At 70.0% G+C, this 14,269-nt stretch carries 17 protein-coding genes; 8 read left to right on the top strand and 9 right to left on the bottom strand.

Annotated features, from left to right (window positions below):
• Positions 1 to 18: 18 nt before the first annotated feature.
• The 3 genes from HHX33_RS20920 to HHX33_RS20910 form a co-directional block, all read right to left on the bottom strand.
• Positions 19 to 270, bottom strand: a complete 252-nt coding sequence (locus HHX33_RS20920; RefSeq protein ID WP_111700718.1) for an acyl carrier protein — start codon at positions 268 to 270, stop codon at positions 19 to 21.
• Positions 267 to 1,319, bottom strand: a complete 1,053-nt coding sequence (locus tag HHX33_RS20915; RefSeq protein ID WP_244302346.1) for a ketoacyl-ACP synthase III family protein — start codon at positions 1,317 to 1,319, stop codon at positions 267 to 269. Before HHX33_RS20915 ends, HHX33_RS20920 begins: the two co-directional genes overlap by 4 nt.
• Before the next feature lie 355 nt (positions 1,320 to 1,674).
• The gene (locus tag HHX33_RS20910; RefSeq protein WP_182876101.1) at positions 1,675 to 2,997 is read right to left on the bottom strand and encodes a cellulose binding domain-containing protein; all 1,323 of its coding nucleotides are present in this window, start codon (positions 2,995 to 2,997) and stop codon (positions 1,675 to 1,677) included.
• Positions 2,998 to 3,636: 639 nt separating this feature from the next.
• Between HHX33_RS20910 and HHX33_RS36275 the strand changes: the two genes are divergently transcribed.
• On the top strand, positions 3,637 to 3,765 hold the full coding sequence (locus HHX33_RS36275) for a hypothetical protein (protein ID WP_259402696.1): 129 nt from the start codon (positions 3,637 to 3,639) through the stop codon (positions 3,763 to 3,765).
• Between the two features lie 597 nt (positions 3,766 to 4,362).
• On the top strand, positions 4,363 to 4,749 hold the full coding sequence (locus HHX33_RS20900) for an RNA-binding S4 domain-containing protein (protein WP_310741470.1): 387 nt from the start codon (positions 4,363 to 4,365) through the stop codon (positions 4,747 to 4,749).
• Between the two features lie 33 nt (positions 4,750 to 4,782).
• Here HHX33_RS20900 and gap read toward each other — a convergent pair whose 3' ends face one another.
• The 3 genes from gap to HHX33_RS20885 all read right to left on the bottom strand — a co-directional run bounded on the left by gap (position 4,783) and on the right by HHX33_RS20885 (position 7,952).
• Complete coding sequence (gene gap / locus HHX33_RS20895) at positions 4,783 to 5,781, bottom strand: type I glyceraldehyde-3-phosphate dehydrogenase (RefSeq protein WP_182876098.1); 999 nt, start codon at positions 5,779 to 5,781, stop codon at positions 4,783 to 4,785.
• A 150-nt stretch (positions 5,782 to 5,931) separates the two neighbouring features.
• Positions 5,932 to 6,879 (bottom strand): GlxA family transcriptional regulator, encoded by a 948-nt coding sequence (locus HHX33_RS20890; protein ID WP_182876097.1) that lies wholly within the window; start codon positions 6,877 to 6,879, stop codon positions 5,932 to 5,934.
• Positions 6,880 to 6,980: 101 nt separating this feature from the next.
• Entirely contained in the window at positions 6,981 to 7,952 is a 972-nt protein-coding gene (locus HHX33_RS20885) for a helix-turn-helix transcriptional regulator (RefSeq protein ID WP_182876096.1), read from the bottom strand.
• 46 nt (positions 7,953 to 7,998) lie between these two features.
• Between HHX33_RS20885 and HHX33_RS20880 the strand changes: the two genes are divergently transcribed.
• From HHX33_RS20880 to HHX33_RS20870, 3 genes are all read left to right on the top strand, one after another.
• Complete coding sequence (locus tag HHX33_RS20880; RefSeq protein ID WP_182876095.1) at positions 7,999 to 8,154, top strand: hypothetical protein; 156 nt, start codon at positions 7,999 to 8,001, stop codon at positions 8,152 to 8,154.
• On the top strand, positions 8,151 to 8,603 hold the full coding sequence (locus tag HHX33_RS20875) for a hypothetical protein (protein WP_182876094.1): 453 nt from the start codon (positions 8,151 to 8,153) through the stop codon (positions 8,601 to 8,603). The genes HHX33_RS20880 and HHX33_RS20875 overlap by 4 nt, the downstream gene beginning before the upstream one ends.
• Before the next feature lie 123 nt (positions 8,604 to 8,726).
• Entirely contained in the window at positions 8,727 to 9,221 is a 495-nt protein-coding gene (locus HHX33_RS20870) for an NUDIX domain-containing protein (RefSeq protein ID WP_182876093.1), read from the top strand.
• Positions 9,222 to 9,256: 35 nt separating this feature from the next.
• Here the strand turns inward: HHX33_RS20870 and HHX33_RS20865 are convergent, their stop codons facing one another.
• Complete coding sequence (locus HHX33_RS20865) at positions 9,257 to 9,820, bottom strand: ArsR/SmtB family transcription factor (protein ID WP_182876092.1); 564 nt, start codon at positions 9,818 to 9,820, stop codon at positions 9,257 to 9,259.
• A gap of 79 nt (positions 9,821 to 9,899) precedes the next feature.
• Here HHX33_RS20865 and HHX33_RS20860 point away from each other — a divergent pair, with 79 nt between their 5' ends.
• A complete protein-coding gene (locus HHX33_RS20860) occupies positions 9,900 to 11,339 on the top strand; it encodes an alpha/beta hydrolase family protein (RefSeq protein ID WP_220502032.1) in 1,440 nt (479 codons plus the stop codon).
• A 13-nt stretch (positions 11,340 to 11,352) separates the two neighbouring features.
• Here the strand turns inward: HHX33_RS20860 and HHX33_RS20855 are convergent, their stop codons facing one another.
• Entirely contained in the window at positions 11,353 to 11,769 is a 417-nt protein-coding gene (locus HHX33_RS20855) for a hypothetical protein (protein ID WP_111700706.1), read from the bottom strand.
• Positions 11,770 to 11,848: 79 nt separating this feature from the next.
• A complete protein-coding gene (locus HHX33_RS20850) occupies positions 11,849 to 12,562 on the bottom strand; it encodes a TetR/AcrR family transcriptional regulator (protein WP_182876091.1) in 714 nt (237 codons plus the stop codon).
• A 325-nt stretch (positions 12,563 to 12,887) separates the two neighbouring features.
• On the opposite strand from HHX33_RS20850, the gene HHX33_RS20845 reads away from it, so the two are divergent.
• Both HHX33_RS20845 and HHX33_RS20840 read left to right on the top strand, forming a co-directional pair.
• A complete protein-coding gene (locus tag HHX33_RS20845) occupies positions 12,888 to 13,919 on the top strand; it encodes a 3-oxoacyl-ACP synthase III family protein (RefSeq protein WP_138462660.1) in 1,032 nt (343 codons plus the stop codon).
• The gene (locus HHX33_RS20840) at positions 13,919 to 14,149 is read left to right on the top strand and encodes an acyl carrier protein (protein ID WP_138462661.1); all 231 of its coding nucleotides are present in this window, start codon (positions 13,919 to 13,921) and stop codon (positions 14,147 to 14,149) included. The genes HHX33_RS20845 and HHX33_RS20840 overlap by 1 nt, the downstream gene beginning before the upstream one ends.
• Positions 14,150 to 14,269 lie beyond the last annotated feature (120 nt).

Below are 14,269 nucleotides of genomic sequence, written 5' to 3'. Positions count from 1 at the left end.
GACTCTGCCCTCGCTCCGCTAGACGGATTCGAGTTCTCTGACCATCGCCACGATGGTCAGGACGTCCTTGAAGTTCTCGGGGTCGAGCTTCGCGGCGGGGATCGGGACGCCGATGTCCCTCCGGAGGAAGTTCAGCAGCCGCGCCGTCCGCAGGGAGTCCAGGAGACCCGACTGAAGGAGCGGGGTCGTCTCGTCGACCTTGATGTCGTCGCCCTCCAGGACGAGGTTCTCCTGGATGTAGTCGATCAGCCTCTGGGTGATCTCGGTCATGCGCGTGCTCCTCTCTTGACGGGAGAGGTGGAAAGGACCCTGAACACCGCAGCGGCGACGGACGTTCCGGAGCCGAACCCGACCATGAGCAGGTGATCGCCGGCTACGAGCCCGCCGGTCGCGATCAGATGCTCGAAGGCGATGAACTGGTCCACCGCGCCGCAGTGGCCGACGCGCCGCCCGTAGTCCCAGGTGGTCTGGTCTTCGTCGACGCCCAGCCAGGACATCTGCCCGTCCAGGTCCTCGCGACGGCCGTGCGGGAACGCCACCCGTGTGATGTCGGCGAGTCCGATCCCAGCCTCGTCCAAGGTCTTTTCGACCTGTTGCATCATCGTTTTCTGAATCGTCAGGTGGATCCCGGTTCCCTGCCTCTGGAGCAGCCGCTGGCGGAATTCCTCGTGCCGGTCTCCGAAGCTCAGCCCCCTGCCGACGGTGGCGTCCGGGGGGAACAGGGGGTAGGCGCCGTCGTTGACCGCGTCGGCCTCCGGGATCACCGTCGCGTTCACCGACAGGAGCTCGGCCATGCCGTACTCCTTGCCGAGGAGGAGCGCGGCCGCGGCGTCGCCGATCAGCGCTCCGGGGGTCATCCGCCAGCGGTCCACCAGCGGGGTGCCGTGGTTGTCCGAGGAGACGACCATGGCCGTCTCCCGGTCGGCGTCGGCCTGCAGGTAGCTCGCCGCCAGCTCGAGTGAGCTGATCATCCCTACGCAGCCGCTCCGGATCTCGAACGCCGGCACGTTCCCGCCGAGGAGGTGCATCTGCAAGTAGTGCTGGGGCTGCCAACCGTTCGGGCCCTGGTGCCAGACCGACGGGTAGAGCAGAAGGTCGAGGTCGCGCGGGGAGGACTCACCCCAGCGGTCGTACGCGTCCAGGACCGCGAGCCGCGCCATCTCGGGCGCGGGCATGTCGCCGGCCACCGCCGCGCCGATCTGCTGGAACTTCTCGGCCTCGTCGGCCGGGTACCAGCCCTCACGAACCGCCCGCTCGACGCTCACGCTGTCAGGCACATAGACGCCGAGGCTCCTGACGAACATGTTGGATGTACGCACACGTCCCCTAACTCATCGACGATCCCGGACAACGGCCTTCGACAGGGGAAGGCGGCTTACCCGGTTTATTCGGGTCCCGGGATATCACGTGACTCCCGGCCGGTCACTGCAAGCGTGGAATAAGCCGGCGAGCCGCCACTGGCAAGGATAGGGGCGGCCCTCGGGTGAAGCAATATGAAAGCCCGCGATCTGGTCAGCGACATTACGTGATCGAGGCCGGACGGATCGTGTTTGAATTTGGACATCGCTTTTTCGCTTCACGTCGCGATTTCCCGAATGCGATAGGCCGCAATCCGGACGGCGGGAGAACGACGCCGGGCCGTCGCCATTCGGCTCAGGCCCGGCGCGCGTCGTCTCAGGCGGGCACTGTCGTGCAGGCGATGTCGTTGAGTTTGAACTGGGCCGGAATGCCGTTCGTGCCGGTGAAGCTCGCCGTGAAGCCGAAGCTCTGACTGGAGCCGGGGCCGATGTAGGAGTTGTAGCCGAGGTCGCGTGCGGTCACCTGGGTGCCGGACTGGGTCACCGTGGCGTTCCAGGCGCTCGTGATCTGCTGGTTGCCCGGCCAGGTCCACGTCACGGTCCAGCCGTCGATGGGGGCCGTGCCGGTGTTCCTCATGGTCACACTGCCGTTGAAAGTGCCGCTCCCGGAGCCGCGGGCGTAGGTGACCTCGCAGGAGGTGCCCATTTTGAGCCCGCCGCGCAGGAAGGTGGCGAAGTTGGCCCAGGTGGGGTTCAACGTGCCGGTGCCGACGGTCTCGGTGCAGTCGGTGGTGGTGCGGACCGTCTGCGTGCCGTAGTGGGCAGGGTCCATGACCTGGGGCATCATGTGATCCGCTCCGGGCACCGAGATGAACGTGGCGTCGCCGCACTGGGCCTTGATCTTGTTGTAGAGAAGGACGCTCTGCCCGTGCGGCACCAGGAAGTCGGCCTGGCCGTGCAGGAACATCAGCGGCGGGTCGTTGCTGTCGACGTAGGTCATCGGATTGGCCTGGGCCACCGTGGCCGGACAGGTCTGGATCGGGCAGCCGACCAGGAGGGATTCCGGGGAGGCGGGAGAGTTGTGGTCCAGCCCGCCGGTCGGCAGGTTCTGCGCGTTCATCTGCAGGAAGTCGGTCGGGCTGTAGAAGGCGAGTCCCACCTGCACGGCGCTGGAGACGCCGGTCGTGCCGATGGTGCCCTCCAGCGCCGCCACGCCGCCGGACAGGGTGGCCATCTCCGTCAGCCAGCCGCCCGAGGAGTCACCCATGATCGCGATGCGATTGGGGTCGATCTGGTACGTGGCGGCGTTCGCGCGCAGCCAGCGGATGGCCGCCTTGATGTCGTGCACCTGGGCCGGGAAGATCGCTTGAGCGCTGGACCGGACGCTGACGCCGGCCACGGCGAAGCCAAGAGGATTGAAGACGGCCGCGATCGCGTCCGCGCCGGTCTTGCCGTCGTCGCTCGACCACGCGGAGCCACTGTGCCAGATCAGCAGCGGCCGGGGCGTGATGCCGGTGGACGGCAGATATAGGTCCAGCATGTGCCCCCTGCTGCCGGCCGGCTGCGCGGGCGCGTAAGAGATATCAGTGATCACCTGCGCAGCGTGAGCCGGCGGCGCGAAGACCGCTGAGACACCGACGGCGGCCAGCATGGTCATCGCCATGCCGACGATCATGGCCTTGGTGATTCGAGCTTGCATGGTGCGACTCCGTTGGTCGGATGATCGCCGCGTCCGTGGTGGCCGTCCATGTCTCCTCCCGGCGCCGGGGCGGCCGCGACCAGCACGCGACCGTAGCGCTGCGAGAACAACGTCCTGCTCGAGTGTCGCGGCTCACATCGATATGGGCGGGGCGACGATATGACACGTCGTGACGATGGTCAAAATTTTCGTTGTATCGCTCTAATCGAACAGGGAACGCGGCATAAATCGTGCTTTATGGACACGAAGTGCGATTAGAGTCTCAGATCGCCTATGGCATGCACAGGCAGTCGGATACGTACCCACGAGGTCTTTCAAGGCCGCCCAGCCCCGAATTGACAACGGCAGAGATTGCCGGTAGTCAGCCGATCTCGGAGGCAACAGCGGCGTTACCGGCGGTAAACACCCGTGAAACATGTCTCGTTCCACGAGAAGGCCGGTGAAAGTTTCACGCTCTTCCCCGCGACCGAGCCGGACGTGACAATCTCTCTGGCGCGTAGTTGAGTGATAATGTCCACCGTCATGATCTCCCCAGTCGCAGGAGGACGAATGCGAAAGGCACGCGCTGTTCTCATCTCGGCCGTCATGGTCCTTGGAGTGTCGTCAACGATCGGCGCCACCCCGGCGCAAGCCGCAAGCTTGGTCGGCGCTTTCAGGGACTACTCGGAGTGCCAGCGAATCGGAAGCCACGGCGTCGCCCAGGGCTGGTGGGAGGGCTATTCGTGCGTGTGGGAGAGCCGGTACCGCTACTACTTCCTCTACACGTGACCCCGTGAAACGCACGTGCCCCCGGCCCTGAGGAGCCGACCCGGGGGCGCGTGCGCTCCAGTACACGCGGAGCCGCCGCTTGGAGAGACGACGATCTCGTGACGCACGTCGGTCTCGCGCAGCGCGTCCGCGATCTCTCGTTGCTGTCCGGAAGGGACGACGTGGTCGTTGTCTCCGACGGGGAAGAGCACATGCCCGATGATCCGCGAGGTCGGCGACAGCGTCGGCTCGAGTCGGCCGATCGGGATGTCGGCAGCCGGCCGCCGTAGAAGACGGCCACCGCGGCGAGGGTCCTGTCACCTGGGCCCATGCGATAGACGCCCACATTTCCCGTGGCGCCGGTGACGCAGGGGCTACCGGTAACCGTGGACCTGCCATGGAGGGGAATGGTGCTTCTTCGCGGCAGCGCGATTCCCCATGCCCGTCCTGTCACCCGTACGGAGTGCCGCATCGCCACCTTGTGTTTCGATGCCCGCTGACGGCTCGGCCGCCATCGACCTCGACGTGCCCAGCATCGACCACACCCGCGCCGGCACGTCGGCGGCGCGCCGGTCTCAGTACAGTGGCGGGGTGCCGGGTGAGCAGGTGAGTGCGCGGGTGGACATCTGGATCTGGTCGGTACGGCTGACCAGGACCCGTTCGATCGCGTCCGACGCCTGCCGGGGCGGTCACGTCCGGGTCAACGGGGCGCGGGTCAAGCCCGCGCACGTCGTCCGGGCCGGTGACGAGGTCCGGCTGCGGCACGAGGGGCGCGAACGCATCGTGGTCGTCTCCCGCGTCATCACCAAGCGCGTCGGCGCCCCCGTGGCCGCCGAGTGCTACGTCGACAAGAGCCCTCCGCCCCCTCCGCGCGAAGAGGCCGTGACGGTGGCCGTCCGGGCTCGGGGCGCGGGACGTCCCACCAAACGCGAGCGCCGCAGCATCGACAAACTGCTCGGGCGCCCGCCGGTGGAGGAGCGGGACCGCCGGCCACGGGGTGACTGACGTGAAGATCCGCGACTTGTGCGTACGGCGGGCTCAGTCGCGGGCGAGCAGCTCCAGTGTGTCGACGACCCGGTTCGAGAAGCCCCACTCGTTGTCGTACCAGGCCACCACCTTGACGTGCCTGCCCTCGACGCGGGTGAGGGCGGCGTCGAAGATCGCCGACGCCGGCTGGCCGGTGATGTCGCTGGAGACCAGCGGTTCGTCGGCGTAGTCGAGGATGCCCTTGAGCCTGCCGTCGGCGGCGGCGCGGTAGGCCGCGAGCACCTCGTCGCGGGTCACCTCGCGTGAGACGGTGGTGTTCAGCTCCACGATCGAACCCACCGGGACCGGCACGCGGATCGCGTCGCCCGACAGCTTGCCGTCGAGGTTCGGCAGCACCAGGCCGATGGCCTTGGCGGCCCCTGTGGTGGTGGGCACGATGTTCACGCCGGCCGCGCGGGCGCGACGCAGGTCGCGGTGCGGGCCGTCCTGCAGGTTCTGCTCCTGGGTGTAGGCGTGCACCGTGGTCATGAAGCCGTGCTCGATGCCGGCCAGGTCGTCGAGCACTGACGCCAGCGGAGCCAGCGCGTTCGTGGTGCACGAGGCGTTCGAGACGATCACGTGCTCGGCGGGGTCGTACGCCTCGGTGTTCACGCCGTAGGCGAGCGTGACGTCGGCGCCGTCGGAGGGGGCGCTCACCAGCACGCGCCTGGCGCCCGCGTCGATGTGCGCGCGGGCGGCACGCGCCGCGGTGAAGCGGCCGGTGGACTCGAGCACGATGGCGACGTCGAGCTCGGCCCAGGGCAGCTTGGCGGGTTCGCGTTCGGCGAGCACCTGGATGCGGCGGCCGTCGACCACGAGGTCGGCGCCGTCGACCTCGACGGGGAGGCCGAGGCGGCCGAGCGCGCTGTCGTACTTGAGCAGGTGCGCGAGGGTCTCCGGGGCGGTGAGGTCGTTGACGGCGACCACTTCGAGGTCGTTGTCGCGTTCGAGCAGGGCGCGGAGGGTGTTGCGTCCGATGCGGCCGAATCCGTTGACGGCGATGCGGGTCATGGGCGTTCCTTTCGTTCCGCTCGTTCTGGGCTCCATGATCGGCGCCCGGACGCCGGGCCGACAGTGGCCCGAATGACAGCATGCGCAAGAATCCAGCCAGAAGTTTCGCCACCGTCCGCAAGGATCTCGCCACACCCTGCCCAGCCGGGTTCAGGCCGAGAAGGTGTGGCGGTACTCGGTCGGGGAGGTGCCGAGGATGCGTTGGAAGTGCAGGCGCAGGTTGGCGCCGGTGCCGAGCCCGACCCGGTCGGCGATCTGCTCCACACCCAGGTCGGTGCGTTCGAGCAGTTCGCGTGCCAGGTCCACGCGTGCCCGGAGCACCCACTGCATCGGCGTGTGGCCGGTGTCCTCCACGAACCGCCGGGAGAAGGTGCGCGCCGACACCCGGGCGTGGCGGGCGAGGGTCTCGAGGGTCAGCCGTTCGGACAGGTGCGCCAGGGCCCACTCCCGCGTGTTCGCGAACAGGTCGCCGAGCGGCTCGGGCACGCTGCGGGGAACGTACTGCGCCTGACCGCCGCTGCGATAGGGCGCCGCCACCAGCCGTCTCGCCACGTGGTTGGACAGCCCGACGCCGTGGTCGCGCCGCACCAGGTGCAGGCACAGGTCGATGCCGGACGCCGCGCCCGCCGACGTCAGCACGTCGCCTTCGTCCACGAACAGCACGTTCTCGTCCACCCGTACGAGCGGATGCTTGCCGGCGAGGGCCTTCGTGTAGTGCCAGTGGGTCGTCGCCCGCTTGCCGTCGAGCAGGCCCGCCGCCGCCAGCGCGAACGCCCCTGTCGAGATGGCGGCGAGCCGGGTTCCGCGCTCGTGGGCGGCCATGAGCGCGCCGAGGACAGCGGTCGGCGGCTCCGTTGTCGCCGGCTCCCGATAGCCGGGGATGAAGACGGTGTCGGCGTGCTCGAAGGCGTCGAGGCCCTCGGCCACGTGATAGGAGAGGCCGTCGCCGCCGGTCACCAGTCCGGGCGCGGCGCCGCACACCCGCACCTCGTACGGCATGCTCGGCCGGCTGGAGAACACCTGCGCGGGGATGCCGACGTCGAGCGGCTTCGCGCCCTCCAGCACGAGCACGGCGACGCGATGGTTCTTCCGGCTCATCTGCCTCCTTCGGCTCTTCCACGGTGCGGCGCGTCCCGTCGCGCCGTGACCGTCGTGACCCCTACCGCAAGCATCCTGCCATCCGCCTGCTCGGCCACGCTTCACCGGTAGAGGACGGCCAGGGCCGCGGCGGTGTCCGCCAGCTTGCGCCGGAGTTCGGCGGGCTCCAGGATTTCCACCTCGGCGCCGAGCCTGAGGAACTCGGAGTGGGCGTGCGTCAGCGATTCGATCGGCACGGTGGCCCTGATCCAGCCGTCCGGGTCCGGGCCCTCGGCCGTGTCGTCCACGGCGGTCACCACGGCCGAGCTCATCGTCTCCCGCAGCCGCTCACACCCGTCCGGCGAGAGCCGGATCACCGCGTGCCCCTGGAACAGCCGCGACCGGAAGCCCGCCAGGTGCTCGCGCCAGTGCCCGGCCAGGTCGAAGCCCTCGGGGCGCTCGAACGTGTCGTCCGTGACCCGCAGCCGCAGGATCTGGGTGACCCGGTAGGTCCGCAGGGCGCCGTCACAGAAGGCCACGAGGTACCACTTCCCGCCTTTGAGCACCAGCCCGTACGGCTCCAGCCGGCGTTCGACCTCGGTGGGGGCGGCCCACCGCCGGTAGAGCACCTCGATGACGCGGCCGTTCCACACGGCCTCGGCGACGTCGGGCAGGTGCGGCACGTGGTCGCCGTCGTGGTACCAGCCGGGAGCGTCGAGGAGGAAGTGGTCCCGGATTCGCCTGACGCCGTCCCGCAGGGCGGCGGGCAGCGCGGCCTCGATCTTGAGCTCGGCCGCCGCCGCGAGGGAGCCGAGCCCGAGTTCGGCGGCCGGTCCCGGCAGCGGGGCCAGGAACAGCGCCTCCGCCTCCCTCGGGGTCAACCCGGTGAGCCGGGTGCGGAAGCCGTCCATCAGCCGGTATCCGCCCTCGTGCCCGGCCTCGCCGTACAACGGGATGCCGGCGGTGTGGAGCGACTCGACGTCGCGGTAGATCGTGCGGACGCTCACCTCCAGCTCTTCGGCGAGCTGGCGGGCGGTCAGGCGCCCCCGCGACTGGAGCAGCAGAAGGATGGACAACAGCCGGGACGCGCGCACATCCACTGACAATAGGTGTCAGTGGAGGGGTCGTACGGTCCCGGGCATGGCATTCATCCACAAGATCACGCGGCTCGGCCCGATCGCGGCCGACGGCCGGTACCACGACGACCAGCGCGGGCGGGCGTCCGAGTCGGGGGACGGATCCCCGGACCGCGGCGACCACCTGGCCGGCGCCCGGCCGGAAGGGGCGGGACGGTGAACGACTTCGACTTCTTCGTCGGCACCTGGGACGTGGCCAACCGGAGGCTGCTGAAGCGGGGGGTCGGCAGCGACGAGTGGGAGGAGTTTCCCGGCCGCTGCGTCGCGTACGGCTTCTTCGACGGCGCGGGCAGCTTCGACACGCTCACGCTGCCCACCAAGGACTTCGACGGCGCGACGGTCCGGACGTACGACGCCGAGCGGGACGAGTGGTCCATCTACTGGATCAACAGCAGGCGCGGCCTGGATCCGGTCCCGGTCGTCGGCCGCTTCGTCGACGGGGTCGGCACCTTCTACGCCGACGACACCGACGACGGCCGCCCGATCCGCGTCCGGTTCACCTGGTCGGGGATCACCCCCGACTCGTGCCACTGGGAGCAGGCCTTCTCCTACGACGGCGGCCAGACCTGGGAGACGAACTGGATCATGGACTCCACCCGCGTCGCGTGATGCCGGGCCACGACAGCCGAGTCCACCGTGGGATCCCGGCCGGTGGTGGGTGAACCGCCTCCGCGTGAGGTTTGGAGATACACCGGCGCCGGGACGTGCGCGGCTCGTAGTGTCGGAGCCGTCATGAGCGACTCCGCGTCCTACCTGGCCTACGTCGCCTCCGTACCGCGCCTTCGTGCCGCGGCAGGCGCTTTGCTCCGAGACGACGAGGGGCGGGTGCTTGTCGTGCACCCGGTCTACAAGGACGAATGGGACATCCCCGGCGGAATCGTCGAGGCGGGGGAGTCCCCCGTCAGTGCTCTGCTCCGTGAACTGCAGGAGGAGTTGGGCATCGCGCCGTCGGTGGGCCGGCTCGCATGCGTCGACTGGGTGCCACCGGCACCGCCGTGGGACGCCGGGCTGATGTTCGTCTTCGACGCGGGCGTGCTCACCGATCCTCAGATCGCGGCGCTCCACCTGCAGCCCGAGGAACTCGACGAATACATGTTCGTTCCTCCGGCGGACCTCGGCACGCTCCTGCCGCCGGGCCTGGCGCGGAGGATGAACGCGGTGGTCTCGGCGGCGGACGCCGGGCACACCGTTTACCTGGAGGACGGCCTCATCCGCCCGCTCCCGTAGCCGGCCTCGTGCGCCGAGGCTGTCACGAGCACGAATCAGGACTCGTCGGCGGGGAAGGCGAACATCCGGACGTACATGGGCCGCGCTCCCGGCGGCGCGTCCTGTGCCCGGTGGCTGTACTTGAGCAGCAGCGCGATGTAGGCGTCGAAGAACTCGGCGAACTCCTCCTTGGTCATCCTGCCGAGACCGCGTGAACCCTTGGCCCAGTCGGGGTCGCGCCGGTACGCCTCGGGGAAGCGCTCCATGAGTGCCCGGTCCTCCTCGAAGCCGACGCGGTGGAACTCCTCCAGCACCGGGCGGTCCTCGGGCGCGAGCTGTCCGGGGGCCGGGGCGCGCATGTCGCGTGGGGTCTCGGTCCTGCGCCACCACCGCTCCCGGCCGGCCGATCTCTCGGGGATCTCCTCGATGAAGCCGTACTTCTCCAGCTGGCGCAGGTGGTAGCTGGTCGTGCCGGTCTTCGCGCCGAGCAGCTCGCCGATCGTCGTGGAGGTCGCGGGCCCGTGGATGTTGAGGTGGCGCAGGATGAGGCGCCGCATGGGGTGGGCCAGAGCCTTGAGACGGCCCGGGTCGTCGAGCAGGAACGGCTCCTCGTCCTTCATGAGGATCACCCTAGTCCTCCAGAACGATATCTGCAGAGATGTCTTTGCCGAGACTTCTCTGCAGACTAGTTTCGGCAGCATGCGTCGAATCGCCCTGGCCCTTGGCCTCGCTCTCACCCTGACGGCCGCCCCCGCAATGGCCCCCGCAATGGCCGCCGCCTTAACGCCCTCCGCCGCCGGGGAGGCGGTCGCCGTTCCCGCCGACCTGACCGGAAGGGAGGTGAGTTTCGCGGGCGGCGGAGGCCTCACCCTGCACGGCACCGTGCTGTCGCCCGTGAAGGCGTCGCCGGGGCGGCCCGGCGTGGTGCTCGTCCACGGGGCCGGCACCGGCACGCCACGCGCCAAGCTCATGGGCGAGGCCGTGGAGTTCGCCCGCAGGGGCATGTCCGTGCTGGTCTACGACAAGAGGTCGGAGGGCTACTCGCTCTTCCGCCGGTCCTACTCGGCGCTCGCGGACGACGCGCTGGGCGCGGTGGCCACGCTGCGGTCGCAGCCGGGCGTGGACCCGGCGAAGGTGGGCGTCTGGGGGCTCAGCGAGGGCGGCTGGGTCGCGCCCCTGGCTGCCTCCCGCTCGCGGGACGTCGCGTTCGTCGTGGTCGTCGGCGCCAACGCGCTCACGCCGCTGCGGCAGCAGACCTGGGCCGTCGCCGCGGGCCTGCGCAAGGCGGGGGTGGCGGGGTCGCTGGTGGACCGGGCCGAGCCGAACCTCTACCGGACCATCGCCGACGGCGGCATGTTCCCCGAGCCCTGGTACGACCCCGAGCCGGCCCTCGCCGCGGTGCGGCAGCCGGTGCTCGCGATCTGGGGAGTCCATGACCTGCTGACCCCGCCGAAGGAGACCCCGCCGATCTTCGCGCGGGCGCTGGAGAAGGGCGGCAACCGGCACTACACGTTCCGCTTCTTCCCCGGGGCCGACCACGCCGCCCACCTCACGCCCGACGGCGGCGTCACCCGGCTGCCCGCCCTCGCTCCCGGGTACGCCGACCTGGTCGGCTCCTGGGTCCGCGAGGCCGTCTCGGGACGGCCGCCGCTGGCGAGCATCTCGGGCCCCGCACCCGAGCAGGCGACGCCGACCGTGCCGGTGGACCGTCCGGCGCCGTGGGAGTCGGCCCCGGTGCAGGCGGCCGTGACGCTGCTGCTGATCGCCCTCTTCGCCGCCTACCCGTTGACCGCCCTCGTCCGCCGGCTGCGCGGGCGGTCCCGTACGGCCCTGCCGGCCGCGCCGCGCGTGCTCAGCGCGGCCGGGCTGATCGCCTTGCTCGGGTCGTTCGCCTTCCTGTTCTACCTGCTCATGACCGGGGGCAAGCTGGCCGCGCCGGGACCCGTGCTGCTCGGCCGCCCGATCGTCTGGCTGGCCCTGCAGGCCCTGGCGCTGACCACGGTGGTCGCCGCCGTACGGACGGTCCGGGTGTGGCGGAAGGCCGGGACGAGGAGTGAGCGGGTCCGCCTCGGCCTCCTGCTCGCCGGCGGCGTCGCCTTCCTCCCGTGGGCCCTCTACTGGGGCCTGCTGCTCCCGTGAGTGGCGAAGACGCTCAGCTCGTCAGCAGGCCGATTCCGAGGGAGAGCACCCCGGCGGCCAGGCACAGCGCGCCGATCCAGAGCAGGGCGATCAACCGGTTCGGGCGGGTGGTTCCCTGTCCCAGCGAGGACAGGAAGAAACCGGCGGACATCAGCACGGCGGCGGCCGGTACGCCGAGGCGGGCGATCCACACCGGGACACCGCTCAGGCCGGTGGCGTCGACGAAGAGCAGGCACACGAGCCCGAGGGTCACCAGCACCCCCGCGTGCGCGTGCCCGGCACGGGCGAATGCCTGTTGGAAGGGGGTCATCGACACCTGGCCGCGGACGATTTTGGAGAGGAACCATCCGCCGAACTCGATGGTCACGATGGTCAGCAGGACGACGCCCGCGATCCACCGGGTCTCCTGGCTGAGCTGCAGGGGGGTCATGGCTCTCCTGTGGCAGAGGTTGCCGGTCGAGGGTCGGGGCCGCGTACGGCCCGAGGGGAGGAAGTGCCGCGGAGACCGGTCACCGGCCGGCGCCCAGCGCGGTCGCGGGGAGACCGAGCGTCCGCGCGAGATCGGCGAGTTCCGCCTCGAACAGCTCGCCCGCGTCGTCGCCGATGGCCCGGGTCAGGCCGAGCGACTCGACGCTGACCATGCCGTACAGCCGCAGCCAGCACCGGGTGAACGCGACCGCGGCCGAGGGGGAGGGGAGTTCCGTCTCCAGTTGTTCGAGGAGCCGCCGGGCCGGCCTCTCGGTCGCCGGGGAGAGCTGTTCGGGCGGCAGGGATGCGGGCCCGTAGTCACGCCAGACGCCGGAGAAGACGTCCGCGAAGAGCCTGCCCACCTGACGTCGTGCCCGGCCGACCGACGCGCCCTCGTCCGGCGAGGACACGAACCAGGAGAGGTGGAACTCCGCGCCGTGTCCGACGGCCCAGTTCCGCAGCGCCCTGCTGGCGGCGATGAGCCGGCCCGCCGTGTCGGCCGCGTCGACGTTGTCGACGGCGCTGACGATGTGCTCGGTCAGCTCTTCCAGAACGGCCACGACGACCGCGTCCAGCAGGGTGCGGTGGCTGTCGAAGTAGCGATAGACCCCGGGAGGGGTCATGCCCATCTCGCGGGCGACCGCCCGGATCGTCAGCGCCTCGGCTCCCTGGTCCGTCAGGATGCCGCGGCTCACGGAGATCAGCTCACGCAACGTGGCGTCGCGCACGCGCTGACGCCGGAGCGAAACCGTCATCGAGCCCCTCCAATGCTCGTACCTCTCCCGCGGCGACCCGTGGGAGATGAAGCTCTGTAGCAAAAGTTGTCACATGTTAACTCTAGCGTCTAGTCGTAGCGGAAGATTCCCTAGGGCGCTTCAGTTATCGGCAATCCCGCCCAACGGGATGTGCGGCCTTCCTCCCTTGGCGATCTTGTCGGCGTTCCTGCCCGTTATCGGGGGCTTAGGGCTGCTTTAGGGGTTGCTCTTAGCGTCTGAACCGTCATCAGCAGTGCCGGGGCTCGCGTCCCGATCCGCTGCGCGCAGGGCGCGGTGACGCGGACGCGGCTCGTTGGAGGAGCGTATGGCGGAGACACCGGTACGACTTCTGTCGGTGGGAACGGCGTTGCCGGGACCTCCCATCGACACCGCCGCCCTGGCCGGGGCGTTCGGCATGGACCAGGTGTGGCGGCAGTGGGTCGACACGTTCATCGGCACACGGACGCGTCATCTCGCGGTCGACCTGTCCACCGGCGAACGGCGGGACAGCCTGGCCGACCTCGGCGAGCGCGCCGCCGTCCAGGCCCTCACCCGGGCCGGAATCTCCGCGGAGGAGATCGACGTGGTGGTGCTGGGCACCGCCACTCCCGACACGCTGATGCCGGCGACGGTGAACGTCGTCGCCGAGCGGCTCCGCATCGACGGCGTGCCGGCGTTCCAGCTCCAGTCGGGCTGTTCCGGCGCCGTGCAGACGTTCGACGTCGCGGCCTCGCTGCTGGCCACCGGCCGCTACCGCACCGCGCTCGTCGTCGGCGGCGACGTCATCGCCAAGCACTACGACGTCAAGGCCGACCTGACGGCACTGCCGCCCGACGAGCTGGTCAACTACGTGCTGTTCGGCGACGGGGCCGGGGCCGCCGTGCTGAGCACCGCGGGCCCTCCGGAGGCGCCGGTGCTCCGGTCGGTGCTCACCCGGCTGTCCGGCCTCGACCGCGCGCCCGGCCAGATCCTGCGCTGGTACGGCCTGGCCGACCGTGACACGTCCGAGGCCCCGGCCAGCGAGGACTACAAGGCCATCGAGGAGTTCGTTCCCGTCCTCGCCGAGGAGACGGCCGACGAGTTGCTGGACGACCTCGGCTGGGACCGCGCGGAGGTCGACTACCTGTTGCCCCCGCAGCTGTCCGTCGCGATGACCGGGAAGATCACCGCGCGGCTCGCCTTCCCCGCGGCCGAGGAGGTCTCCTGCGTCGCGGAGACCGGCAACAACGGCAACGCCCTGGTCTTCTTCCAGCTCGACCGCCTGCTGCCGCGGATGACGCGGCCGTCGCGGGCGATCGCGGTGGCGATCGAGTCGAGCAAGTGGATCAAGTCGGGCCTGGCCCTGGAGCGTGCCTGATGGCCGCGATCAGCAGGGAGGAGTTCGTGGACCTGCTCCAGGACGAGATCGGCCTGGCCGTCGGTGGCGACGACCTCGCCCGCGCCCTCGACGAGGTGCCCGGATGGGACTCGCTGCACCTGCTGACGATGCTCGTCCTGCTGGAGAAGCGGGTGCGCCGGCCGCTGTCGCTGCCCGACTTCCTCGAGGCCGCGAGCCTGGAGTCGGTCTACGAGCTGGTGAACCGATGACACCCCCTGTGTCAACCTCAGGCCGCGATCTGGTCGATGAGGGCGGCAGCGGCGCCGTGTCTGCGTGGGTCGTACGGTGTGCCGTCGCGCCAGCATCGGTAGATCACGCGGATCCAGGCG

Origin of the sequence: Microbispora sp. H10670 (assembly GCF_014161385.1) — a bacterium.
Classification (GTDB): domain Bacteria; phylum Actinomycetota; class Actinomycetes; order Streptosporangiales; family Streptosporangiaceae; genus Microbispora; species Microbispora triticiradicis.
Note: the sequence above shows the minus strand (reverse complement) of the source record. Positions and strands in the feature narration are given on the sequence as shown.

What these genes read in the sequence shown, in the direction of transcription:
- HHX33_RS20850 (WP_182876091.1), bottom strand. Translation starts at nt 12,562, where the DNA reads ATGACGGTTTCGCTCCGGCGTCAGCGCGTGCGCGACGCCACGTTGCGT.
- HHX33_RS20910 (WP_182876101.1), bottom strand. Translation starts at nt 2,997, where the DNA reads ATGCAAGCTCGAATCACCAAGGCCATGATCGTCGGCATGGCGATGACC.
- HHX33_RS20840 (WP_138462661.1), top strand. Translation starts at nt 13,919, where the DNA reads ATGGCCGCGATCAGCAGGGAGGAGTTCGTGGACCTGCTCCAGGACGAG.
- HHX33_RS20865 (WP_182876092.1), bottom strand. Translation starts at nt 9,820, where the DNA reads ATGAAGGACGAGGAGCCGTTCCTGCTCGACGACCCGGGCCGTCTCAAG.
- HHX33_RS20890 (WP_182876097.1), bottom strand. Translation starts at nt 6,879, where the DNA reads ATGAGCCGGAAGAACCATCGCGTCGCCGTGCTCGTGCTGGAGGGCGCG.
- gap (WP_182876098.1), bottom strand. Translation starts at nt 5,781, where the DNA reads ATGACCCGCATCGCCGTCAACGGATTCGGCCGCATCGGACGCAACACC.
- HHX33_RS20845 (WP_138462660.1), top strand. Translation starts at nt 12,888, where the DNA reads ATGGCGGAGACACCGGTACGACTTCTGTCGGTGGGAACGGCGTTGCCG.
- HHX33_RS20855 (WP_111700706.1), bottom strand. Translation starts at nt 11,769, where the DNA reads ATGACCCCCCTGCAGCTCAGCCAGGAGACCCGGTGGATCGCGGGCGTC.
- HHX33_RS20920 (WP_111700718.1), bottom strand. Translation starts at nt 270, where the DNA reads ATGACCGAGATCACCCAGAGGCTGATCGACTACATCCAGGAGAACCTC.
- HHX33_RS20870 (WP_182876093.1), top strand. Translation starts at nt 8,727, where the DNA reads ATGAGCGACTCCGCGTCCTACCTGGCCTACGTCGCCTCCGTACCGCGC.
- HHX33_RS20880 (WP_182876095.1), top strand. Translation starts at nt 7,999, where the DNA reads ATGGCATTCATCCACAAGATCACGCGGCTCGGCCCGATCGCGGCCGAC.
- HHX33_RS20860 (WP_220502032.1), top strand. Translation starts at nt 9,900, where the DNA reads ATGCGTCGAATCGCCCTGGCCCTTGGCCTCGCTCTCACCCTGACGGCC.